The organism is Variovorax stachyos (assembly GCF_051400855.1).
Classification (GTDB): Bacteria; Pseudomonadota; Gammaproteobacteria; order Burkholderiales; family Burkholderiaceae_C; genus Variovorax.
In genome coordinates this window covers 68584-91633 of sequence record NZ_JBLFFN010000009.1, presented here as the reverse complement: position 1 = coordinate 91633, position 23050 = coordinate 68584, and the positions used below count along the sequence as shown (strand labels likewise).

The window sequence follows — 23050 nt, the reverse complement described above, 5'->3', positions numbered from 1 at the left end:
TAGAATCGCTCGATGATCTCCCGCGAACCCACCCTCGAGCGCCTCGCCACGGCGCAGCAGCTCCTGCTCACGCCCTTCGGTCTGGACGAATCGCACCTGCTGCGCGCCCTGGCCGAGATCACCGCCCACAAGGTGGACGACGCCGACCTCTATTTCCAGTACACCCGCAGCGAGGGTTGGAGCCTGGAGGAGGGGATCGTCAAGACGGGCAGCTTCAGCATCGACCAGGGCGTGGGCGTGCGTGCCGTCAGCGGCGAGAAGACGGCCTTCGCCTATTCGGACGACATTTCCGAGGCCTCGCTGCTCGACGCGGCTCGCACCGTCCGCACCATTTCCGCCGCGGGGCGCAACGGCCGGGTGAAGGCGCCGACGCGCAAGGTCGCGACCAGCCGTTCGCTGTACGGCGGCGTGGACCCGATCTCGACCCTCGACAGCGCCGCCAAGGTCGAGCTGCTGGGCAAGGTCGAGAAGCTCGCGCGCTCGCGGGATCCACGGGTCGCGCAGGTGATGGCGGGCCTGGCGAGCGAATACGACGTGGTGCTGGTGGCGCGTGCCGACGGTACCCTTGCTGCCGACGTGCGGCCGCTGGTGCGCCTCTCGCTCACCGTGATTGCCGAGCAGAACGGCCGCCGCGAGGTGGGCTCGGGCGGTGGCGGCGGGCGTTTCGGCCTCGCCTACTTCGACGAGGCGCGCATTGCCGAGTTCGTCGACCAGGCGGTCCAGCAGGCGCTCGTCAACCTGGACTCGCGCCCGGCGCCCGCGGGCGAGATGACCGTGGTGCTCGGCCCGGGCTGGCCCGGCATCCTGCTGCACGAAGCGATCGGCCATGGGCTGGAGGGTGACTTCAACCGCAAGGGGTCGAGCGCTTTCTCGGGCCGTATCGGCGAACGCGTGGCTGCGAAGGGCGTGACCGTGCTGGACGACGGCACCATCGCGGACCGCCGCGGCTCGCTCAACGTCGACGACGAGGGCAACGCCACGCAACGCAACGTGCTGATCGAGGACGGCATTCTCAAGGGCTATATCCAGGATTCCCTCAACGCGCGGCTGATGAAGGTCAAGCCCACCGGCAACGGCCGCCGCGAGAGCTATGCCCACGTGCCGATGCCGCGCATGACCAACACCTACATGCTCGGCGGCGACAAGGTGCCAGCGGAGATCGTCGCCAGCATCAAGAAGGGGCTCTACGCCACCAACTTCGGCGGCGGCCAGGTCGACATCACGAGCGGCAAGTTCGTGTTCTCGGCCAGCGAGGCGTACTGGGTGGAAAACGGCAAGATCCAGTACCCCGTGAAGGGCGCGACCCTGGTCGGCAACGGCCCGGACGCGCTGACGCGCGTCACCATGATCGGCAACGACATGGCGCTCGACTCCGGCGTGGGCACTTGCGGAAAGGAAGGCCAGAGCGTGCCGGTCGGCGTCGGACAACCCACCCTGCGCATCGACGGCCTGACCGTCGGCGGCACCGCCTGACGCCTTTGCGCAACGGGCACTTTATTTTCCTGTGCTACATTCCGCCCCTATGTCTTCGCGCGTCGCGTTCTTCTTTTCGTACTTTTGGTTCCCGGACTCCGGCGGACGAGAGGCGAGCGCGTAAAGCACACTGAACACCCCTCCCAAAACCGCCGGCGCCTCCAGCCCGGCGGTTTTTTTATGCCCCGATGATTTCCATCCCTTGAAGGAACGAACCATGAGCACGAGCAACGTCCCCGCCACGGAGAACTGGTATGCGAGCGTCGAGAAAACCAGCCGAACCGACGACGAACGCATCAAGGACATCACCGTGCTACCCCCTCCCGAACACCTGATCCGCTTCTTCCCGATCCGCGGCACGCCGGTTGAGACGCTGATCACCGGCACTCGCCGGGCCATCCACAACATCATGAGCGGCAAGGACGACCGGCTGCTGGTGGTGATGGGCCCCTGCTCGATCCACGACCCGGACGCCGCGCTCGAATACGCCCGGCGCCTGAAGGCCGAGCGCGACAAGTACCACGGCACGCTGGAGATCGTGATGCGGGTCTACTTCGAGAAGCCGCGCACCACGGTGGGCTGGAAGGGGCTGATCAACGACCCGTACCTCGACGAGAGCTTCCGCATCGACGAAGGGCTGCGCATTGCGCGCCAGCTGCTGATCGAGATCAACCGGCTCGGCCTGCCGGCCGGCAGCGAGTTCCTCGACGTGATCTCGCCGCAATACATCGGCGACCTGATTTCCTGGGGCGCGATCGGTGCGCGCACCACCGAAAGCCAGGTGCACCGCGAGCTGGCCTCGGGGCTGTCGGCGCCCATCGGCTTCAAGAACGGCACCGACGGCAACATCCGCATCGCCACCGATGCGATCCAGGCGGCGGCGCGCGGACATCACTTCCTCTCGGTCCACAAGAACGGCCAGGTCGCGATCGTGCAGACCAACGGCAACAAGGACTGCCACGTCATCCTGCGCGGCGGAAGGGCGCCCAACTACGACGCCGCCAGCGTGGCCGCCGCCTGCAAGGACCTGGAGGCCGCCAGGCTGCCGGCGACGCTGATGGTGGACTGCAGCCATGCCAACAGCAGCAAGCAGCACCAGAAGCAGATCGAAGTGGCCCAGGACATCGCGGGACAGATCGCACATGGCGGCCGCAGCATCTTCGGCTTGATGGTCGAGAGCCATCTGAACGCCGGTGCCCAGAAATTCAGCGCCGGCAAGGACAGCGTCGCCAACCTCGAATACGGCAAGAGCATCACGGACGCCTGCCTGGGCTGGGACGATTCGGCGCAGGTGCTGGCAGTGCTGTCGCAGGCGGTCAAGGCACGCCGGGGCTGAAGAAAAGGGCAAAGGGCCTCGTCGGCGCTTCAGATCAGCTCGGCCAGCGCCGGCCAGTGGTGGCGCAGCAGCGCCGCCTCGTCGCTGTCGGGCTGCATGAAAGAGAAGTCGTTGAAGTCGAAGCCGGGCCCTACGGTGCAATTGACCAGCGTGTAGTCGGCGCTGCCCGGCGTCACCAGTGGCTTCGCTGCCTGCCAGCGGCCGGCAGTGACCGTGTGCTGCGGATGGGTTCCGTGCACGTCGACGGGGCCGAGCCTGATGTGCGCCGGCGGCGTTCGCAAGGCCGCGTCGGTGGTCCAGAGCGCCAGCGGTGCCCCTTCGAGATGGACCCAGACCTCGTCGGAGAGCACGCGGTGCCAGCGCGAATGCTGCTGCGCCTCGAGCAGGAAGTAGATGGTGGTGAGCGCCTGTCGCGGCGTGCGCCCGTCAGCGGGCGAGACCTGCGCCGCGGAGCGGAAAACCTCTCGGTACCAGCCGCCCTCGGGATGGGGCGCCAGCTTCAGGGTGTCGATCAGTTCCTGCGCGCGCATCCGCTCATTCTGCCGCGCGCAGGGCCGAAAGGAGCTTTTCGTGCACCCCGCCGAAGCCGCCGTTGCTCATGCAGACGATATGGTCGCCGGGTTGCGCTGCTGCCACGATCTGCGCCACCAGCGGCTCGATGGCGCCGGCGACGCGCGCGCGTGCGCCCATCGGCGCGAGCGCTGCCGCGGCGTCCCATTCGAGCCCGCCGCTGTGGCAGAAGGCGAGGTCGGCCTGTTCCAGGCTCCACGGCAACTGGGCGGTCATGGTGCCGAGCTTCATGGTGTTGCTGCGCGGCTCGAAGGCAGCCAGGATGCGCTCGCCGCGATGCCCGCCGGCGTCGAGCTTCTTGCGAAGGCCCTCGAGCGTGGTGCGAATGGCAGTAGGGTGGTGGGCGAAGTCGTCGTAGACCGTGATCGGCCCGCCGGGCCGATCGATCGTGCCTCGCACCTCCATGCGCCGGCGCACGTTCCGAAATCCCGCCAGCGCCGAGGCTGCTTCGGCCGGCGCCACGCCCACATGCTCCGCCGCGGCGATGGCGGCCAACGCGTTCATCTGGTTGTGCAGCCCCGAAAGTGCCCACTCGACGCGGCCGACCTTCTCTCCTTGCCGAAGCACGTCGAAGGCGTCGTGCGTTCCCCGCGCCTGCCATTCGCCGCCGGCACCGAAGCGGGCCAGCTCGCTCCAGCAGCCCTGGGCGAGCACGCGCTGCAGGCTGTCCTCCGTCGCATTGACCACGACGCGGCCGCTCGCCGGGACCGTGCGCACCAGGTGGTGGAACTGCCGTTCGATCGCGGCCAGGTCGTCGAAGATGTCGGCGTGGTCGAACTCGAGGTTGTTGAGGATGGCGGTGCGCGGGCGGTAGTGGACGAACTTGCTGCGCTTGTCGAAGAATGCAGTGTCGTATTCGTCGGCCTCGATCACGAAGAGCTTCTGCGCGCCGCTTCCCAGCCGGGCCGAGACGCCAAAATCCAGCGGCACCCCGCCCACGAGGAAGCCCGGCGCGCGGCCGGCGCGCTCGAGAATCCACGCCAGCATGGAGGTGGTAGTGGTCTTGCCGTGCGTGCCGGCCACGGCCAGCACATGCCGGCCCTGCAGCACCTCTTCGGCCAGCCACTGGGGGCCGCTGGTGTAGCGGGCGCCGGCGTCGAGGATCGCCTCCATCAGCGGGAACTTGGGCGTGCCGTCGGCGAGCCGGATCCGCGACACCACGTTGCCGATCACGAAGACATCCGGCGCCAGCGCCATCTGGTCGGCGCCGTAACCTTCGATCAGCTCGATGCCGAGGGCGCGCAGCTGGTCGCTCATCGGCGGATAGACGCCGGCGTCGCAGCCGGTCACCCGGTGGCCGCCCTCGCGCGCCAGCGCGGCCAGACCGCCCATGAAGGTGCCGCAGATGCCGAGGATGTGAATGTGCATCGGCCGATTCTAGGGATGCCCCGCAGGCAGCTCTTCTGTACGTGCCCTCCTTTGTGCAAAATGGGTCGATGGACGTGCCCAAGCAGGAAATCGCCGCCGCAGCAGCCCGCCTCATCGTCGAGGAGGGGCTGGAGTACGGCCCGGCCAAGCGCCGCGCGCTGCGCGACCTGGGCCTGCCTGCGCGCACCCCGCTGCCCCACAACGACGAGGTCGAGAACGAGGTGCGGGACTACATCCGGCTCTATTGCGCCGATACGCAGCCCAAGGAGCTGCACGCGTTGCGGACGCTGGCGCTCGAATGGATGGAGCACATGGCCGAATACCGGCCCCACATCGGCGGCGCGGTCTGGCACGGCACGGCGACGCGGTTGTCGGACATCTATATCCAGCTGTTCTGCGACGACCCGAAGTCGGCCGAAATCACACTGATCGACCACCACGTCGACTACGAACCGCGCATGGTCACGGGCTTTCATGGCGAGCAGGTCGAGGCGCTGAGCATCCATGTGGCCAGCCGGGCCCTCGGCGAGGAGATCGGCGTCCATCTGCTGATCTATGACCTCGACGACCTGCGCGGCGCCCTCAAGCCCGACGCCCAGGGGCGTGTGCCTCGGGGCAACATGGCTGCCCTGCGGCGGCTGATCGAAAAGGAAAACGGATGAATCCGAGGCCCACGCGCCGCGGCTGGCTCTATGGGAGCGTCGCCGCGGTAGCGGCAATTGCCGGTGTCGGCGGGGCGGTGTGGCACCGGCGCGCCAATGGCAGCGGCGAGCGGTTGGACGCCGCTTTCTGGGCCCAGCGCTTCGAGCGCCCGGAAGGGGGAGAGCTCGTCTTCGAGCAGCTTAGAGGCAAGCCGCTTCTCATCAATTTCTGGGCGACCTGGTGTCCGCCCTGCGTCGAAGAAATGCCGATGATCGACGCTTTCTTCCGCGAAAATGCAGCCAACGGCTGGCAAGTGGTGGGCTTGGCGATCGATCAGCCCAGCGCGGTGCGCAAGTTCCTCGCCAAGACGCCGGTCAGCTATCCGATCGGACTGGCCGGCCTGCAAGGGACCGAGCTGGTCAAGGGCTTGGGCAACACGGCCGGCGGGCTGCCCTTCAGCCTGGTGGTGGACGCCGGGGGCGCAATCGCCGCGCGTAAAATGGGCAAGATCGAGCCGGCCGAGCTCCAAGCGTGGCGGCGGGCATAGTTCATAGCTAGAATCGATCCTCCCCAATCGGGCAGTTGACGGCTTAACGCCGAAGTACACCGATTTTCTCGCGAGTTACGTCCTTATGACCGGCAAAGCCGGCGCTGGAGTCCCATGGATCTGCGCAAGCTCAAGACACTGATCGATCTGGTGTCCGAATCGAATATTTCCGAACTGGAAATCACTGAAACCGAAGGCAAGGTCCGCATCGTGAAGGGCGGAACGGCGGCGCCGGTCCAATATGTGCAAACCGTCCCGGCCCCGCCGGCTGCGCAAGTGCCTGGCCCCGCCCCGGCCGGTGCCATTGCCGCACCCGTTCCGGCGGCGCCGGCCCCGGAGGCAGCGCCAAGTGGCCATGTGGTCAAGTCACCCATGGTCGGTACCTTCTACCGCTCCTCCAGTCCCGGCGCGCCAGCCTTCGTCGAAGTCGGCAGCCAGGTGAAGGAAGGCGACACGATCTGCATCATCGAGGCCATGAAGATCCTCAACGAAATCGAGGCCGACAAGTCCGGCACCGTCACACAGATCCTCGGAGAAAACGGTCAGGCGGTCGAATACGGCCAGCCGCTGTTTGTCATCGAGTGACCATGTTCAAGAAGATTCTGGTCGCTAACCGCGGAGAGATTGCCCTGCGCATTCAGCGCGCCTGCAGTGAGCTGGGCATCAAGGCCGTGATGGTGTATTCCGAGGCCGACCGCGACGCCAAGTATGTGAAGCTGGCCGAAGAGGCGGTGTGCATCGGCCCCGCGCCGTCCTCCCTAAGCTACCTGAACATGCCGGCGATCATCTCGGCCGCCGAAGTGACGGACTCCGAGGCCATCCACCCGGGCTACGGCTTCCTGAGCGAGAACGCCAATTTCGCCGAGCGTGTCGAGCAGAGCGGCTTCCAGTTCATCGGCCCGACGCCCGAGTCGATCCGTATCATGGGCGACAAGGTGTCCGCCAAGCAGACCATGATCAAGGCCGGCGTGCCCTGCGTGCCGGGCTCGGAGGGCGAGCTGTCCGACGACGCCGCCATCAACAAGCGCATTGCGCGCGCCATCGGCTATCCGGTGATCATCAAGGCGGCGGGCGGTGGCGGCGGGCGCGGCATGCGCGTGGTGCACACCGAGGCGGCGCTGGTCAATGCGATCCAGATGACCAAGGCGGAGGCCGCCGCGGCCTTCAACAATCCCTCGGTCTACATGGAGAAGTTCCTCCAGAACCCGCGCCACATCGAGATCCAGGTGCTGGCCGACAAGCACAAGAACGCGGTCTACCTGGGCGAGCGCGACTGCTCGATGCAGCGGCGCCACCAGAAGGTGATCGAGGAATCGCCCGCGCCGGGCATCCCGCGCAAGCTGCTCGAGAAGATCGGCGAGCGTTGCGCCCTGGCCTGCAAGAAGATCGGCTACCGCGGCGCCGGCACCTTCGAGTTCCTCTACGAGAACGGCGAGTTCTACTTCATCGAGATGAACACGCGCGTGCAGGTTGAGCACCCGGTCACCGAGTTCACCACCGGCATCGACATCGTGAAGACGCAGATCATGGTCGCGGCCGGCGAGCGGCTTCCGTTCACCCAGCGCCAGATCGAGATGCGGGGCCACGCCATCGAGTGCCGCATCAACGCGGAGGACCCTTACAAGTTCACGCCATCGCCGGGCCGCATCACCATGTGGCATCCGCCGGGCGGGCCGGGGGTGCGGGTGGATTCGCACGTCTACACGAACTACTTCGTGCCGCCCAACTATGACTCGATGATCGGCAAGATCATCGTGCACGGCGACACCCGTGAACAGGCGCTCGCGCGCATGCGCACGGCACTGAACGAGACGGTGGTGGAAGGCATCCAGACCAACATCCCGCTGCACCGCGAGCTGATGGTCGACGCCAAGTTCATGAACGGCGGCACCAACATCCACTACCTCGAAGAGTGGCTCGCGGCCCACAAGCGTTGAGCGGGGGCGCCCCATGTTCGAACTTCGCCTGCTCGTCCCGGAAGACCGTGTCGAGACGGTCAGCGATGCGCTCGAGGCGCTGGACGCGCTGAGCGTCTCGGTCGAGGACGCGGACGCGCAGACCGATGCCGAGCAGGCGCTCTTCGGCGAGCCGGGCATGCCGCCGCCGAAGGAGGGCTGGCAACGCTCGCGCGTGATCGCTCTCTTCGCCGACGAGGCGCAGGCGCGCGAAGCGGCCACCGTGCTGGCGGCGCAGGACTTCTTCGACGGGTGCCAGCTGCTGGGCCTGGTCGATGTGCCCGAGCAGGACTGGGTGCGGCTCACGCAATCGCAGTTCGCGCCGGTCGAGATCACGCCGGAGTTCTGGGTCGTGCCCACCTGGCACGAGCCGCCGGCCGGGGCGCGGCAGGTGATCCGGCTGGACCCGGGGCTGGCCTTCGGCACCGGCACGCATCCGACCACGCGCATGTGCCTGCGCTGGATCGCCTCGCGCGCCGGGATGACCGGCAAGCGCGTGCTGGACTACGGCTGCGGCTCCGGCATCCTCGCGATCGGCGCGGCGAAGTTCGGCGCTGCGGAAATCGATGCCGTCGACATCGACGAGGCCGCGGTCGACGCGACCCGCCTCAACGCCGAGGCCAATGGCGTGCAACTGAACGCTGGCCTGAGCGAACTCGCCCGCGGCCGCTACGACATCGTGCTCGCGAACATCCTTGCGACCCCGCTCAAGGTGCTGGCGCCGCTCTTGTGCGAGCATGTGGCGCCCGGCGGCTCGCTGGTGCTGGCCGGCATCCTTGCGCGCCAGGCCGATGAGCTGAAGCTGGCCTATGGGCCCTATGCCGCCCTGGAAGTGAGCGATACCGAGGACGGCTGGATCCTGATGACCGCAAGGCTCTGAGCCCGCCAGCGTTGGGGCCGGCCCAATACAATCGGCGCCTCATGAGCCTGGTCACCCGCTGCCCTGCCTGCGGCACCACCTTCAAGGTGGTGAGGGACCAGCTTCGCATCTCCGAAGGCTGGGTGCGCTGCGGCCGCTGCAGCGAGGTCTTCGATGCAACGCTCGACCTGCATGAGACGCCCGACGCGGCCGTTGCGCCCAAGGTGCCTGCTCCGCTCGACGAAGCAGCGGCAAGCGCGCCGCCCCCAGCGCCGGCGCCGCCCCCGGCCTTGCTCGCGCAGGAGGAGGCCGAGCCGCCTGGGGAGGCGCTCGGACAGCACATCGAGGAGGCGGACTTCCTCGATGACGAGCACGAGCATGAGCATGAGACCGAGACCGAGACCGAGCCGCCGCCCGCCGGCGCACCAGTCGCCGACGTGCCGGCATCCGAAGCGCCGGCGAAGCCCGAGGCGCCGGTGCAGAAATCCGATCCGCAGTCCTTCGCCGGTGTCCTCGCCGACGAACCCTGGCCCGAGACGCCAGCGCCAATGGTCGAAGCGAAGCCGCATGTGGTGCCGCCGTACCCTTCCTTTCCGCCCTTCCCGAACATCGACCTGAACCTGGCGGCCGCGCCGCCCATCGGCCGCGAGGCGCGCCCGGCGGAGCCGCCGCAGGACGAGGCGAAAGCGGTGCCGAAAAGCACCGCCGAGGAGGATGCTGCCAGCGTGCAGCTGCAGAAAGCCCTGCGCCGCGCGCGTGCCAAGTCCGCCAAGATCGCCCGCGCGAAGGCACGGGGCGAAGAGCGGGCCGCGCGCGAGTCGGCGCCCGTGGTGCTGGCGGCCAGCGAGCCCGAGCCTGTGCTCGACAATCCGCGGCGCCTGCCCCGCTTCGCTGCGGCCGCTGCCGGCGATGCGGCATTCTGGCAGCGCACGGGTGTGCGTCGCGCGTTGGTGGGCGTGGCCGTGTTCGCGGCGATCCTCCTGGTCGTGCAGGTGCTGCACCAGGAGCGCGACCTGATCGCGGCGCGGCAGCCTTCGTTGCGTCCGGCGCTCGCGGCCTTGTGCGGGCTGACGGGCTGCGAGCTCTCGGCGCCCAGGCAGATCGGCGACATCACCATCGACGGCGCCTCCTTCGCGCGCGAGAAGAGCGGCGACGCCTACAGGCTGAACTTCACCTTGCGCAACGGCGCGCCATTGCCGCTCGCGATGCCGGCGATCGAGCTTTCCCTGCTCGACACCCAGGAGCGGGCCGTGGTGCGGCGCGTCCTCATGCCCGCGGAGTTCGGTGCGCCCTCCGTGCTGCCGGCGCGCGCCGAGCGCGCGGCCTCGCTGCCACTCGCCCTCACCGGTCCCGAGGCGGCGGCGCTGCCGCCGGTCGCGGGCTTCCATCTGCTGGCCTTCTACCCCTGAAGACGGCGCCTTTCTTCTTTCTCTTCCTCAACCCAACCGGTGGTTCATACATGGCAGCAGTGATTTGCGGTTCTCTCGCGTTCGACACGATCATGACCTTCGAGGGCCGGTTCGCCGATCAGATCCTTCCTGATCAGCTGCACATCCTCAACGTATCCTTCCTGGTTCCCGGCCTGCGGCGCGATTTCGGAGGCTGCGCCGGCAACATCGCCTACAGCCTCAACGCGCTGGGCGGCAGGGCGTTGCCGATGGCCACGGTCGGCAGCGATGGCGGCGACTATCTGGAGCGGCTGCGCTCGCTCGGCATCAGCACGGAGTTCGTGCGGCAGGTGGACGACAGCTTCACCGCGCAGGCGATGATCATGAACGACCGTGACAACAACCAGATCACGGCCTTCCATCCAGGCGCCATGCAGCAGGCGCACATCACGAAGGTGACGGCGCGCGACGATATCCGGCTGGGCATCGTGGCGCCCGACGGGCGCGAGGCGATGCTGCAGCACGCCGAGCAGTTCAAGGCAGCCGACATTCCCTTCGTCTTCGATCCCGGCCAGGGCTTGCCGATGTTCGACGGCGAGGCGCTGCGGCATTTCGTGGAGCTGGCGAGCTGGGTGGTGGTCAACGACTACGAGGGAAAGATGCTGTCGCAGCGCACGGGCTGGAGCTTCGCCGAGATCTCCGAACGGGTGCAGGGCCTGGTCGTCACCCTCGCGGCCGAGGGCTGCGAGGTGTGGATCCGGGGCGAGCGCGAGCATGTGCTGCCCGTCAAGCCCACTGCCGTGGTCGAGCCCACGGGTTGCGGCGATGCCTGGCGCGGCGCGCTGCTGTACGGCCTGGAGCAGGGCTGGCCCCTCTCGCGCTGTGCCGCACTGGGCAACCGCCTTGGCGCGCTCAAGATCGCGCAGCGCGGCCCGCAGAACTACCAGGTGGATCGCCAGGCACTCGGACTTTGAACTCCGGCCTGCAATAAAAAAGCCCGGCACCGAAGTGCCGGGCTTTTGCCTTCAAGGCTGCTGAGCGACTCAGGGCTTGCTGGCCGTCGGGAACGGCCAGGCTGCCTGGGGGTTCAGCGTGGTTTGCGCCGCAGGCGCAGGCGTCACGGGGGCCTTGGCAGGCGCCTTCGCGGCCTTCTTGGCAGCAGGCTTTTTCGCTGCTTTCTTCGCGGCGGGCTTCTTGGCTGCGGCCTTCTTCGCAGGCGCCTTTTTCGCGGGCGCCTTCTTCGCTGCGGCCTTCTTCGCAGGCGCCTTCTTGGCTGCTGCCTTCTTGGCAGGAGCCTTCTTCGCTGCGGCCTTCTTCGCCGGTGCCTTCTTGGCCGCTACCTTCTTGGCAGGAGCCTTCTTCGCTGCGGCCTTCTTCGCCGGCGCCTTCTTGGCCGCTACCTTCTTGGCAGGAGCCTTCTTCGCTGCGACCTTCTTGGCCGGTGCCTTCTTTGCAGCAGCGACCTTCTTGGCCGGAGCCTTCTTTGCAGCGGCTTTTTTCGCCGGCGCTTTCTTTGCAGTTGCCATTTCTCTTTTCTCCTTGATCAAGTTGAAAAAATCAACCTTTGAAGCACTCCACGCATGTTGGTCATCGTGAAGCGATTCATGACGTTGGATCGAGCTCCAGCGCCATGAACACCTGCGCCTTCACCGCCGCCGCACTCTCCGGTGCATGTCGACGGGGATGGCTATTCTTGAATTCATTTTTGTTGTCGGAACAATTCAATCCCAGGAGAGCGCACCACCCGATTGATACTCGATCACACGGGTCTCGAAGAAATTGCGCTCCTTCTTCAGGTCAATCATTTCGCTCATCCAGGGGAACGGGTTTTCCTCGTTCGGGAAGAGCGTTTCCAGGCCGATCTGCTGCGCGCGCCGGTTGGCGATGTAGCGCAGGTAGCCCTTGAACATGGAGGCATTCATGCCGAGCACGCCGCGAGGCATGGTGTCTTCGGCGTAGCGGTACTCGAGCTCCACGGCCTTCAGGAAGAGGGCCTTGATCTCCGCCTTGAACTCCGCAGTCCAGAGGTGGGGGTTCTCGAGCTTCAGCTGGTTGATCAGGTCGATGCCGAAGTTGCAGTGCATCGACTCGTCGCGCAGGATGTACTGGTACTGCTCGGCGGCACCGGTCATCTTGTTCTGGCGGCCCAGCGCAAGGATCTGCGTGAAGCCGACATAGAAGAACAGGCCTTCCATCAGGCAGGCGAAGACGATCAGCGACTTGAGCAGCGTCTGGTCGTTCTCGTGCGTGCCGGTGTGGAAGTTCGGGTCGCTGATGGCGTCGATGAAGGGGATCAGGAACTGATCCTTCTCGCGGATCGACGGGACCTCGTTGTAGGCGTTGAAGATCTCGCTCTCGTCCAGGCCCAGCGACTCGACGATGTACTGGTAGGCGTGGGTGTGGATCGCCTCCTCGAAGGCCTGGCGCAGCAGGAACTGGCGGCATTCGGGCGCCGTGATGTGGCGGTAGGTGCCCAGCACGATGTTGTTGGCGGCCAGCGAGTCGGCCGTCACGAAGAAGCCGAGGTTGCGCTTGACGATGCGGCGCTCGTCCTCGCTCAGGCCGTTCGGGTCTTTCCAGAGCGCGATGTCGCGCGTCATGTTCACTTCCTGCGGCATCCAGTGGTTGGCGCAGGTGGCGAGGTACTTCTCCCACGCCCACTTGTACTTGAACGGCACCAACTGGTTGACGTCGGTCTGGCCGTTGATGATGCGCTTGTCGGCTGCCTTGACGCGGCGTGCGGCCGGCATTGCGGGCGCGGGCTGCTGCGGTGCGCGCGCGACAGCGCCGTCATCGAGCTTGCGGGCGACGGGGGCAAGGGTGGGCGCTGTTTGCGAAGTCGGGTGCTCCAGCGAGCGGCTGGCTTGCGCGTCGCCGTTCGATGGTTGCCGCATGCCTTGTTGCAGATCCTTTGGCAAGGAGGGCTTGACTTCTTCGTCCCAGGTCAACATAGAAAAATCCAATGCTCAAATTATGTGAGCAACGATGTGAGTTGCAAAGTGCTCTTCACATCGCGCTCCGTTTATGTTGCCGTTATGTTGTTCGCATGCATCGCCATTTGTCGGGCGATGCCGCGAATCGCTGCGTCTTCACGCCGACATCACTGACATGCTTCGCAGGTCGGATCGTCCACGCCGCAGAAGGCGATGTCGGTCGCGGGCATTGCGCTGAGCTGCGCTTGCGCAGCCGCCGCGGCCGCTTCGAGCGCGCTCATGCCCGATGAAGGCGCATCCATGGAGCCGGAGGACACCGCGTTGAGCCGGCCCGATTGCACCGTCGACTTCTCGGCGTGCGTGGCGCTTTGCGTGCGCAGGTAGTAGGTGGTCTTCAGGCCGCGCAGCCACGCGAGCTTGTAGGTGTCGTCGAGCTTCTTGCCCGAGGCGCCGGCCATGTAGATGTTCAGCGACTGCGCCTGATCGATCCACTTCTGGCGGCGCGCCGCGGCCTCGACCAGCCAGGTGGTCTCGATCTCGAACGCGGTCGCGTAGAGCGCCTTCACGTCCTGCGGCACGCGATCGATCGGGCGCAGCGAGCCGTCGAAGTGCTTGAGGTCCATCACCATCACGTCGTCCCAGAGGCCCAGGCGCTTGAGGTCGCGCACCAGGTAATGGTTGATCACGGTGAACTCGCCGGAGAGGTTGGACTTGACCGAGAGGTTGCCGAAGCAGGGCTCGATCGAGGCGTCCACGCCGATGATGTTGGAGATGGTGGCGGTCGGCGCGATGGCGACGCAGTTGGAATTGCGCATGCCGTCGGCCTTGATCTTCTGGCGCAGTGCGTTCCAGTCCAGCGTGGACGAGCGGTCCACCTCGACGTAGCCGCCGCGCGCCTTCTCGAGCAGGTCCAGCGTGTCGGGCGGCAGCACGCCCTTGTCCCACAGCGAGCCCTTGTAGCTGGAATAGCGGCCGCGCTCGCGCGCCAGTTCGGTCGAGGCCCAGTAGGCGTGGTAGCAGATCGCTTCCATCGATTCGTCGGCGAACTGCACGGCCTCTTGCGAGGCGTAGGGGATGCGCAGCTCGTACAGCGCGTCCTGGAAGCCCATCAGGCCCAGGCCGACCGGGCGGTGGCGCAGGTTGGAGTCGCGCGCCTTCTTGACCGCGTAGTAGTTGATGTCGATCACGTTGTCGAGCATGCGCATCGCCGTCGCGACCGTGCGTTGCAGCTTCTCCTGGTCGACCTTGCCGTCCTTCAGGTGCTGCAGCAGGTTGACCGAGCCCAGGTTGCAGACGGCAGTTTCGGTATCGCTGGTGTTGAGCGTGATCTCGGTGCAGAGGTTGGACGAATGGACCACGCCGGCGTGCTGCTGGGGCGAGCGCACGTTGCAGGCGTCCTTGAAGGTGATCCAGGGATGGCCGGTCTCGAACAGCATCGTGAGCATCTTGCGCCAGAGGTCGGTGGCCTGGACCGTGCGGCTGGGCTTGATCTCGCCGCGCGCGGCCTTCTCTTCATAGGCCACGTAGGCGGCCTCGAAGTCGGCCCCGAACTTGTCGTGCAGGTCGGGCACGCTGGAGGGCGAGAACAGCGTCCAGCTGCCCTTTTCCATCACGCGGCGCATGAACAGGTCGGGAATCCAGTTCGCCGTGTTCATGTCGTGGGTGCGGCGGCGGTCGTCGCCGGTGTTCTTGCGCAGCTCCAGGAACTCCTCGATGTCGAGGTGCCACGTTTCCAGGTAGGTGCAGACCGCGCCCTTGCGCTTGCCGCCCTGGTTGACCGCGACCGCCGTGTCGTTCACGACCTTGAGGAAGGGCACCACGCCCTGCGACTCGCCGTTGGTGCCCTTGATGTGGCTGCCCAGCGCGCGCACACGGGTCCAGTCGTTGCCCAGGCCGCCCGCGAACTTGGAGAGCAGGGCGTTTTCCTTGATGGACTCGTAGATGCCGTCCAGGTCGTCGGGCACGGTGGTCAGGTAGCAGCTGGAGAGCTGCGAGCGCAGCGTGCCGCTGTTGAACAGCGTCGGCGTGCTGGACATGAAGTCGAAGGAGGACAGTACCTCGTAGAACTCGATCGCGCGCGCCTCGCGGTCGATTTCGTTCAGCGCCAGGCCCATCGCCACGCGCATGAAGAAAGCCTGCGGCAGCTCGATGCGGGTCTTGCGCACGTGCAGGAAGTAGCGGTCGTACAGGGTCTGCAGGCCGAGATAGTCGAACTGCAGGTCGCGCTCGGGCTTGAGCGCGGCGCCGAGGCGGGACAGGTCGTATTGCAGCAGCTTCTCGTCGAGCAACTCGTTGTCGACGCCCTTCTTGATGAACAGCGGGAAGTTGTCGGCATAGGCCTCGGCGCGAGCGGCGGCTGGCACTTCGCGGCCGACCACTTCCTTGAAGATCGTGTGCAGCAACAGGCGCGCGGTGGCGAAGGTGTAGTCCGGGTCCTTCTCGATCAGCGTGCGGGCGGCGAGGATGGAGGCCTTGTAGACCTCGTCGAGCGGCACGCCGTCGTAGAGATTGCGCATGGTCTCGGCCACGATGGGGCCGTCGGTGATGCTTTCGCCGAGGCCGGCGCAGGCGGACGCGATCAGGCCCTTGAGCTCGTTGAGGTCGAGCGCCACGCGCTCGCCGCGGTCGAGCACGTGCAGCGTGGAGACGGCGATCGGGGCATCCTGCTCGCCTTGCCTGGAGCGCTCCTGCGCGCGCCGCTCGCGGTACAGAACATAGGCGCGAGCGATCTCGTGATGGCCGCCGCGCATCAGGCCGAGCTCGACCTGGTCCTGCACGTCCTCGATGTGGAAGGTGCCGCCGCCCGGGCGCGAGCGCAGCATGGCGCGCACCACGCCCTGGGTCAGGGTATCGACCGTCTCGCGCACGCTGGCGGAGGCGGCGCCCTGGGTGCCGTGCACCGCGAGGAAGGCCTTCATCATCGCGAGCGCGATCTTGTTGGGCTCGAAGGGAACGACCGCGCCGTTGCGGCGGATGATCTGGTAATTGGCGAGCGCATTGCCGGCGGGGGAGCCGGCCTTGTCACGGGCTTGTTGCGGCGTCGAGGGAACGGCGCGGGACGTGGCGGGATGGTTCTGGGCAGTTTGCATTCGGTCCTCTGTAGGCAATTCTTGTTGGGGCGGCCGTGCCGCGTCTGGCCGGTTGTTCGGCATGAGGGCACGGGGCAGGGCACACTATATCTGGGGTCTCAGAGGGCCACAACCCACTAGATGTAGTGTTTTCCTTGTAGTTCAATGGCATGCATCCCCTGAAAGCGGCCTGGATGGGGAGCTATGCCGCATCGTTACTGAACCACCTTAGCGCGTACCGCTCTCCATGCGCCCTGCGAACGCATTTGGGCTTGGAAGGCGCATGGTTGCTGAGCGGCTGCGTGCCAAGGCGGCGATGTCGGCGGCGTGGCGCCCGCGCATCGGGGTCGCGGCGAAGATTGAAAAAATTCAGCGCGCCATGACCGTGTCGGGAAACATCGTTCGCTCCCAGCCCAACTGCTGTTGCAGAAGCAGCCAGTCGAAGCCGCTGCCGGGGTCCGCCTTCCGGCCGGGCGCGATGTGCTCGTGGCCCGCGACGAACGCGATGGCGTAGCGCTGCGCGATGGCAGGACAGAGACTGGCCAGGGTTTCGTATTGCGCGAATTCGAAGCGCTCGCCCTCCTGGCCCTCGAGCTCGATGCCGATCGAATCGTCGTTGCAGTTGGCGCGGCCGCGCCAGAACGAGGGTCCCGCGTGCCAGGCGCGGTCGTCGCAGCTCACGAACTGCCAGAGCTCGCCGTTGCGCCGCACATAGAAATGCGCAGACACCTCGAGGCCGCGGATGCTGTCGAAGTAGGGATGCGCATCCCAGTCCAGCTGGTTCGTGAAGAGCTGCTGCACCTCGTCGCCCCCGTAGCGGCCGGGCGGGAGGCTGATCGAATGCAGCACGATCAGGTCGATCTGCGCGCCGGCCGGGCGCGGTCCGAAGTTCGGGGAGCGCAGCGATCGAGCGAAGCGGTACCAGCCGTCTTGCCAGAGCTCCGCGCTGCGGCCCTCAGTCGTCGGCGCCGCTGCCATTGTTGTCGTCGCCGCCGGGCGTCGCAATGCCCAGGCGCGCGATGCGATAGCGGATCTGCCGCAGGCTCAGGCCCAGGCGCGCCGCGGCCGCGGTGCGATTGAAGCCGCTTTCCTGCAGCGCGCGCACGAGGATCTCGCGTTCCTGCTGGTCCAGATAGCTTTGCAGATCGCTCGGCACCGTGGCGGGTTTCGCGGCAGCCGGCGCGGCTTGCGGCTGTTCGGCCGGTGCCTGTGCCGCTGTCGTGGGCGACGTGCTCGCGGGCTCGAGCAGTGCCGCGGGGCTCGAGACATCGATATGCAGCACATCGCCGTCGCTCAGGGCGACTGCACGGTGGAGCAGGTTCTCGAGCTCGCGCACGTTGCCGTTGAGCGGATGCTGCGACAGCCGCTGCAGCACCTCGGGCGACAGCGCGGGGATCGGCATGCCGGCGTCGCGCGCGATCCGGGCCAGCAGCGCCTCGCAGAGCGCCGGCAGGTCCTCGCGACGCTCGCGCAGCGCCGGCACCGCGATCTCGATCACGTTGAGCCGGTAGAACAGATCCTGGCGGAAACGGCCGGCCTGCACCTCGGCCTGCAGGTCCTTGTGCGTGGCGCTCACGATGCGCACGTCGACTGCGTCTTCCTGGGTCGAGCCGATCGGCCGCACGCTGCGTTCCTGGATCGCGCGCAGCAGCTTGGACTGCATCGCCAGCGGCAGGTCGCCGATCTCGTCGAGGAAGAGCGTGCCGCCACGCGCGGCCTGGAAGTAGCCGTCGCGGTCTTGCGAGGAGCCGGTGTAGGAGCCTTTTCTGGCGCCGAAGAACTCGGCCTCGAGCAGGTTCTCGGGAATGGCGCCGCAGTTGACCGCGACGAAGGGCCCGTCGCTGCGCTGGCTGCACGCATGCACCGCGCGCGCCGCCAGCTCCTTGCCGGTGCCGGACTCGCCGCGCACCAGCACCGGTGCCATGCCGCGGGCGACCTTGGCGATGCGTGACTTGACCAGGCGCATCGGCTCGGAGTTGCCGACCAGCCTTTCGAGCGCCGCCGTGCCCGCGTTGCCGATGGTCGCGGCCAGCTTGCTGCCGTTGTCCTCCGCCTGGCGCACCGGCCGCGCGGGTGCGGCCTGCGCCTGCACCGCCGAAGCCACGACGGTGCGGAACTGCTTGAGATCCACCGGCTTGGTCAGGTAGTCGAAGGCGCCCGCCTTCAGGGCCTCGACCGCGTTCTCGGCCGAGCCGTAGGCCGTCATCACCACGCAACGCTCGCTGCGCTGCTCCTGCTGGATGCGCTGCAGGATCTCCATGCCAAGCCCGTCGGGCAGGCGCATGTCGGTGATCACGGCATCGAAGCGGCCGGCGTCCAGATGTTCACGCGCCTCCGACACGCTGCCAGCCGCCTCGACGCGGTAGCCCTCGCGCAGCAGCGTGAGCTCGTAGAGCGTGCGCAGGTCGGGCTCGTCGTCGACGACCAGGATCTGGGCGGGGCGGGGCGCGGGCGGATTGAGGCTGCTCACGGCGCTATTGTGTCAGCCCGCCTTCGCCCGGCACGAAGGTGACGGCGAATTCATTGCCCTCCGGCCCGCCCGCCGGCAGGGCACGGCGCTCGTAGCCGATGGTGGCGCCGTGACGCTCGCACAACTCGCGGCACAGATAGAGGCCGAGGCCGCTGGAGCGGCTCTCGGACGAAAAGAAGGGTTCGAACAGATGGCGCTGCACCGCGGGCTCGAGCGGCGCGCCGTCGCTCCACACCTGAAGGCTGGCGCGGCCGGCCGCGTTCAATCGCGTGGTCACCTGGATCGAGCCGTCGCGCGCGCCCGCATAGCGCGCCGCGTTGTCGAGCAGGTTCACGAGGATGCGCCGCAGGTGCTCGATGTCGAAGCGCACCACGCTGCCGGGTGCCTCCAGCACCAGCAGCACGCCCTGGCGCTGCGTTTGCCGCACCCATTCCTCGGCCAGCGTGCGCACGGTGGGATCGAGCACCAGTTGTTCGCCGAGCGCCAGCACGCGCTGCTGGCGGGCGCGGGCGACGTCGAGCACGTCGTCGACGATGCGCGACAGCCGCTGTGCGTTCTGCTGGACCATGGTCGTCAGCCGCCGGTGGCCGGGATCGACCAGGTCTTCGCCCAGCAGCGCACTGGCCTGGGTGATCGCGGCAAGCGGGTTGCGGATCTCGTGCGCGACCGCGGCCGACATGCGCCCCATGGCCGCGAGCTTCTCGGTGCGGATGCGTGCCTCGAGCTCGCGCAGATCCTGGAGGAACATCACGCACAGGCTCTCGATGCCACGCTCGGCGGAGCGGGTGAGTCGCGTGCGCACGCGCACCTCGCGCGGCGCGCCCTGGGCCTGCGCGATGGGGATCTCGCGCGACTGCGACGTGCGGCGCGCGAAGGTATTGCGCGCGATCGCGGCCAGCGGCATCCAGGCCGGGTGCGTGCCCAGCGCGAAAGGCAGCTCGAGCTGGGCCAGTCCCTGTCCGAGAATGGCGTCCGCCGCGGGATTGGCCGCGTGCACCTGCCCCTTTGCGTCGACCACCAGCACGCCTTCGCTGAGCGTCTCGATCACCAGGTCGTTCACCAGGGCATGCATCTGCGCCGTGCCCCGGTTGCGCTGCGCCAGCGCTTCCTCGCGCATCAGCCGCCGCGCCAGCTCGTGCGCCAGCAGCGCCACCACGAACAGGCCGGTGCCGGTCAGCGCGGCTTGCACGAAGCGCGCCGATGGTTCGGCCTGCTGCTGCAGCCAATACCAGCCGGCATGCACCAGCAGCAGCAGCGTGACCATGGCCGTGGTGCCCAGGCCGACGGCACCGCTGCCCAGCACGGCGCCCATCAGCACCGGCAGGGCAAACAACGGCGTGTAGTTGATGCTGCCCACCTGCAGGAGCTGCAGCGCGCTGAAGACCACCAGGTCGACGCCGATGGTCGACAGCCAGGCCGTGCCGAAGCGCCGCACCGGAGGCTGGAAGAGCGCATAGCGCGCGACCAGCAGGGTGGCAACCAGGTAGCCGCCCGCCAGTGCGAGGACGATCGGCTGCACGGCCTGCCCGAGCGCCAGGACCAGGGCCTGGAGCAGCAGCAGCACGACGGCGACGAAGCTGCGCGCAGTCATGAAGCCGCGCCACAGGCGCAGCAAGGCCGAACTGTTCCGGCTGACCGCCTGGTCCAGCGGCGTCCAGTCGGTCCCTGGCTCGGCACGCGACCAGAGGAAGGTGCTCATGAGGCAACCTCCGCCCCGCGGGCCAAGGTGTCATTCGCCTTGGGAGCGGCCCGGCGGCTCACTGAAGTACGTTCGCCTTCGGCTGAGGTGCCATTCGCCTTCGGTGCAGCCGTGCGGCTCATCGATGGAGCCTCTGTCAGTGCGTCGCGGCCAAGCGGTGCGCCGCGCTGCAGTACGCTGTGCCGTCGGCATCGCGCACCGCGTCCGCGGCCGGCAGGTGCAGCCCGCAGTGCGCGCAGCGCAGCATGGCTTGCGGGGGCCCGATGCTGCCCGGCGGAGGCGGAGGAGCGGGCGGCGGCGTGCGCGACTGCAGCTCTTCGCGCCGGCCTTTGCGCCAGAGCCAGATCGCCACCAGGATGATCGCGAGGACCAGCAGGTATTTCATGTCGCTCCGCGCCCCAGTACCACCTCGAGCACGAAGCGCGAGCCCACATAGGCCAGCAGCAGCAGGGCCGCGCCGGCATAGAGCACGCGCCGCGCGGTGCGGCCGCGCCAGCCGAAGCGCGCCCGCCCGATCAGCAGCACCGCGAAGCTGATCCAGGCGAGCACCGAGAACACGGTCTTGTGATCCCATTTCCAGCCGCGCGCATTGGCGCCGTACAGCTGCTCGCTGAACAGCAGGCCGGCGAGCAGAGTGGCCGACAGCAGCACGAAGCCGGCGGTCACGAAGCGGAAGGTCAGTCGCTCCATGGTCAGCAGGGGTACGCCGGCCTGCGGTTCGGCCGCCAGCCGGATCTGCTTCTCGGCGCGCGTCATGAGCCAGGCGTGGATGACCGCCGCGCCGAACAGGCCGTAGGAGGCGATGCCCAGCGCCAGGTGCAACGGCAGCCAGGGCGACGCCGAGACGTGCAGCGGCGTGCCTGGAAAAACCATCGCGAGCAGCACGGCGGCCGCCCCCAGGGCCGCAAGCAGGCGCCGCACCTTGAGCTGCGGATAGAGGCGGCTCTCGATCGCGTAGACCGTCATCACCAGCCAGGCGGTGACCGACAGCGCCGGCGCGAAGCCGAAGCGCGGGTCGCCGCCGGCCAGGGACCAGGCGAGTACGCAGGCGTGCAGCACCCAGGCCAGGCCCAGCATCCATTGCGTGGAAGGCCGTCCGAGCCAGGAAGAGGCTGCGGCAGTCGCCCCGTAGGCGGCGGCGGTGGCGATGCCCAGCGCCACGCCGAGTGGGGAGGGGATCGCTAAAATCATCGACCGGAGTTTAGCGTCTCGCGTTTGCGCGAACCTTCACAAAGACGCCCCGCTCCCCACCTACCGATCCCGCCCCCGGGAAACACCATGGCCAGCGCCCTCACCGAAAAATTCTCACGCCTCGTCAAGCAGGTCAGCGGGCAGGCCCGCATCACCGAAAGCAATGTGCAGGACATGCTGCGCGAGGTGCGCATGGCCCTGCTGGAGGCCGACGTCGCGCTCCCCGTGGTGCGCGACTTCGTGGCCAGGGTCAAGGAAAAAGCGATGGGCCAGGAGGTGCTGGGCTCGCTGAAGCCCGGCCAGGCGCTCGTGGGCATCGTCAATCGCGAGCTCGCCGCGACCATGGGCGAAGGCGTGGCCGACATCAACCTGGTCGCGCAGCCGCCCGCCGTGATCCTGATGGCCGGCCTGCAGGGCGCCGGCAAGACCACCACCACGGCCAAGCTGGCCAAGCATCTGATCGAGAAACGCAAGAAGAAGGTGCTCACCGTTTCGGGCGACGTTTACCGTCCGGCGGCCATCGAGCAGCTCAAGACCGTCACGAAGCAGGCCGGGGCCGAGTGGTTCCCGAGCACGTCGGAGCAGAAGCCGCTCGACATCGCGCGCGCCGCGCTCGATCACGCCAAGCGTCATTTCTTCGATGTGCTGCTGGTCGACACGGCCGGCCGCCTCGCCATCGACGAGGTGCTGATGAACGAGATCCAGCAGCTGCACGCGGCGCTGAACCCGGTTGAGACCCTGTTCGTGGTCGATGCCATGCAGGGCCAGGATGCGATCAATACCGCCAAGGCCTTCAAGGAAGCGCTGCCGCTGACTGGCATCGTGCTCACCAAGACCGACGGCGACTCGCGCGGGGGCGCCGCGCTGTCGGTGCGGCAGGTGACCGGCGTGCCGATCAAGTTCGCCGGCGTCAGCGAGAAGATCGACGGGCTGGAGGTGTTCGACGCCGAGCGTCATGCCGGCCGCATCCTCGGCATGGGCGACATCGTGGCACTGGTCGAGCAGGTCACGGCAGGCGTCGACGTGGCAGCGGCGCAGAAGCTGGCCGCCAAGGTCAAGAGCGGCGCGGGGTTCGACCTGAATGACTTCCTCGGCCAGCTGCAGCAGATGAAGCAGATGGGCGGGCTGTCCAGCATCATGGACAAGCTGCCGCAGCAGCTCGCCGCCAAGGCCACCGATGCCGACATGAGCCGCGCCGAGCGCGACATCCGGCGCAAGGAGGGCATCATCAACAGCATGACGCCGCTGGAGCGGCGCAAGCCGGAGCTGCTGAAGGCCACACGCAAACGCCGCATCGCGGCCGGGGCGGGGGTGCAGGTCCAGGAAGTGAACCGGCTGCTGAACGAGTTCGAGCAGATGCAGCAGATGATGAAGAAGATGAAGGGCGGCGGCCTCATGAAGATGATGAAGCGCATGGGTGGCATGAAAGGCTTGCCCGGCATGGGTGGCGGTGGGGGCGGCATGCCGCGCTTCTGACGCCGGCCGGTCCCTCGCCTTTCGGGGGACTGAGCAAGAAAAAAGCCCGCTCATCGAGCGGGCTTTTTCATGGGC

20 protein-coding genes are annotated in these 23050 nt (G+C 67.4%); 10 read left to right on the top strand and 10 right to left on the bottom strand.

Translation table 11 applies throughout. From position 1 onward, the window contains the following. Positions 1–12 precede the first annotated feature (12 nt). Entirely contained in the window at positions 13–1473 is a 1461-nt protein-coding gene (gene tldD / locus ACMGEZ_RS17795) for a metalloprotease TldD (protein WP_436823602.1), read from the top strand. Positions 1474–1690: 217 nt separating this feature from the next. Then, positions 1691–2809, top strand: coding sequence for a 3-deoxy-7-phosphoheptulonate synthase (locus ACMGEZ_RS17790; protein ID WP_436823601.1), 1119 nt, complete (start codon positions 1691–1693; stop codon positions 2807–2809). A 29-nt stretch (positions 2810–2838) separates the two neighbouring features. On the opposite strand, the gene ACMGEZ_RS17785 is transcribed toward ACMGEZ_RS17790, so the two are convergent. Both ACMGEZ_RS17785 and mpl read right to left on the bottom strand, forming a co-directional pair. Further along, positions 2839–3339: a cupin domain-containing protein gene (locus ACMGEZ_RS17785; protein WP_436823600.1), complete on the bottom strand. Its 501-nt coding sequence runs from the start codon at positions 3337–3339 to the stop codon at positions 2839–2841. A gap of 4 nt (positions 3340–3343) precedes the next feature. After that, entirely contained in the window at positions 3344–4747 is a 1404-nt protein-coding gene (gene mpl / locus ACMGEZ_RS17780) for a UDP-N-acetylmuramate:L-alanyl-gamma-D-glutamyl-meso-diaminopimelate ligase (protein WP_436823599.1), read from the bottom strand. Positions 4748–4815: 68 nt separating this feature from the next. On the opposite strand from mpl, the gene ACMGEZ_RS17775 reads away from it, so the two are divergent. The 7 genes from ACMGEZ_RS17775 (at position 4816) to ACMGEZ_RS17745 (ending at position 11112) form a co-directional block, all read left to right on the top strand. After that, positions 4816–5409 (top strand): hypothetical protein, encoded by a 594-nt coding sequence (locus ACMGEZ_RS17775; RefSeq protein WP_436823598.1) that lies wholly within the window; start codon positions 4816–4818, stop codon positions 5407–5409. Then, on the top strand, positions 5406–5936 hold the full coding sequence (locus ACMGEZ_RS17770; RefSeq protein ID WP_436823597.1) for a TlpA family protein disulfide reductase: 531 nt from the start codon (positions 5406–5408) through the stop codon (positions 5934–5936). Before ACMGEZ_RS17775 ends, ACMGEZ_RS17770 begins: the two co-directional genes overlap by 4 nt. A gap of 114 nt (positions 5937–6050) precedes the next feature. Beyond that, on the top strand, positions 6051–6521 hold the full coding sequence (accB, locus tag ACMGEZ_RS17765) for an acetyl-CoA carboxylase biotin carboxyl carrier protein (protein ID WP_436823596.1): 471 nt from the start codon (positions 6051–6053) through the stop codon (positions 6519–6521). Positions 6522–6523: 2 nt separating this feature from the next. Then, complete coding sequence (accC, locus tag ACMGEZ_RS17760) at positions 6524–7873, top strand: acetyl-CoA carboxylase biotin carboxylase subunit (protein ID WP_436823595.1); 1350 nt, start codon at positions 6524–6526, stop codon at positions 7871–7873. Between the two features lie 13 nt (positions 7874–7886). Further along, positions 7887–8771 carry a 50S ribosomal protein L11 methyltransferase gene (gene prmA / locus ACMGEZ_RS17755; RefSeq protein ID WP_436823594.1) on the top strand — a complete coding sequence of 295 codons (885 nt, stop codon included), beginning with the start codon at positions 7887–7889 and terminating at the stop codon, positions 8769–8771. 41 nt (positions 8772–8812) lie between these two features. After that, a complete protein-coding gene (locus tag ACMGEZ_RS17750) occupies positions 8813–10159 on the top strand; it encodes a DUF3426 domain-containing protein (protein WP_436823593.1) in 1347 nt (448 codons plus the stop codon). A gap of 50 nt (positions 10160–10209) precedes the next feature. Beyond that, the gene (locus tag ACMGEZ_RS17745) at positions 10210–11112 is read left to right on the top strand and encodes a carbohydrate kinase family protein (RefSeq protein WP_436823592.1); all 903 of its coding nucleotides are present in this window, start codon (positions 10210–10212) and stop codon (positions 11110–11112) included. 69 nt (positions 11113–11181) lie between these two features. Here ACMGEZ_RS17745 and ACMGEZ_RS17740 read toward each other — a convergent pair whose 3' ends face one another. The 8 genes from ACMGEZ_RS17740 to ACMGEZ_RS17705 form a co-directional block, all read right to left on the bottom strand. Continuing rightward, positions 11182–11664: a histone H1-like DNA-binding protein gene (locus tag ACMGEZ_RS17740; RefSeq protein ID WP_436823591.1), complete on the bottom strand. Its 483-nt coding sequence runs from the start codon at positions 11662–11664 to the stop codon at positions 11182–11184. A 195-nt stretch (positions 11665–11859) separates the two neighbouring features. Continuing rightward, positions 11860–13089 carry a ribonucleotide-diphosphate reductase subunit beta gene (locus tag ACMGEZ_RS17735; RefSeq protein ID WP_436823590.1) on the bottom strand — a complete coding sequence of 410 codons (1230 nt, stop codon included), beginning with the start codon at positions 13087–13089 and terminating at the stop codon, positions 11860–11862. Positions 13090–13238: 149 nt separating this feature from the next. Further along, on the bottom strand, positions 13239–16160 hold the full coding sequence (locus ACMGEZ_RS17730; RefSeq protein WP_436823589.1) for a ribonucleoside-diphosphate reductase subunit alpha: 2922 nt from the start codon (positions 16158–16160) through the stop codon (positions 13239–13241). A 348-nt stretch (positions 16161–16508) separates the two neighbouring features. After that, a complete protein-coding gene (gene ampD, locus ACMGEZ_RS17725; protein WP_436823588.1) occupies positions 16509–17117 on the bottom strand; it encodes a 1,6-anhydro-N-acetylmuramyl-L-alanine amidase AmpD in 609 nt (202 codons plus the stop codon). Then, complete coding sequence (locus ACMGEZ_RS17720) at positions 17095–18609, bottom strand: sigma-54-dependent transcriptional regulator (protein ID WP_436823587.1); 1515 nt, start codon at positions 18607–18609, stop codon at positions 17095–17097. The genes ampD and ACMGEZ_RS17720 overlap by 23 nt, the downstream gene beginning before the upstream one ends. Positions 18610–18613: 4 nt before the next feature. Continuing rightward, a complete protein-coding gene (locus ACMGEZ_RS17715; RefSeq protein WP_436823586.1) occupies positions 18614–20308 on the bottom strand; it encodes a two-component system sensor histidine kinase NtrB in 1695 nt (564 codons plus the stop codon). Between the two features lie 136 nt (positions 20309–20444). Further along, positions 20445–20693 carry a PP0621 family protein gene (locus ACMGEZ_RS17710; RefSeq protein ID WP_436823585.1) on the bottom strand — a complete coding sequence of 83 codons (249 nt, stop codon included), beginning with the start codon at positions 20691–20693 and terminating at the stop codon, positions 20445–20447. Continuing rightward, entirely contained in the window at positions 20690–21499 is an 810-nt protein-coding gene (locus ACMGEZ_RS17705) for a cytochrome C assembly family protein (protein ID WP_436823584.1), read from the bottom strand. The genes ACMGEZ_RS17710 and ACMGEZ_RS17705 overlap by 4 nt, the downstream gene beginning before the upstream one ends. Before the next feature lie 87 nt (positions 21500–21586). On the opposite strand from ACMGEZ_RS17705, the gene ffh reads away from it, so the two are divergent. After that, entirely contained in the window at positions 21587–22975 is a 1389-nt protein-coding gene (gene ffh, locus ACMGEZ_RS17700; RefSeq protein WP_436823583.1) for a signal recognition particle protein, read from the top strand. The last annotated feature ends 75 nt before the right edge of the window (positions 22976–23050 follow it).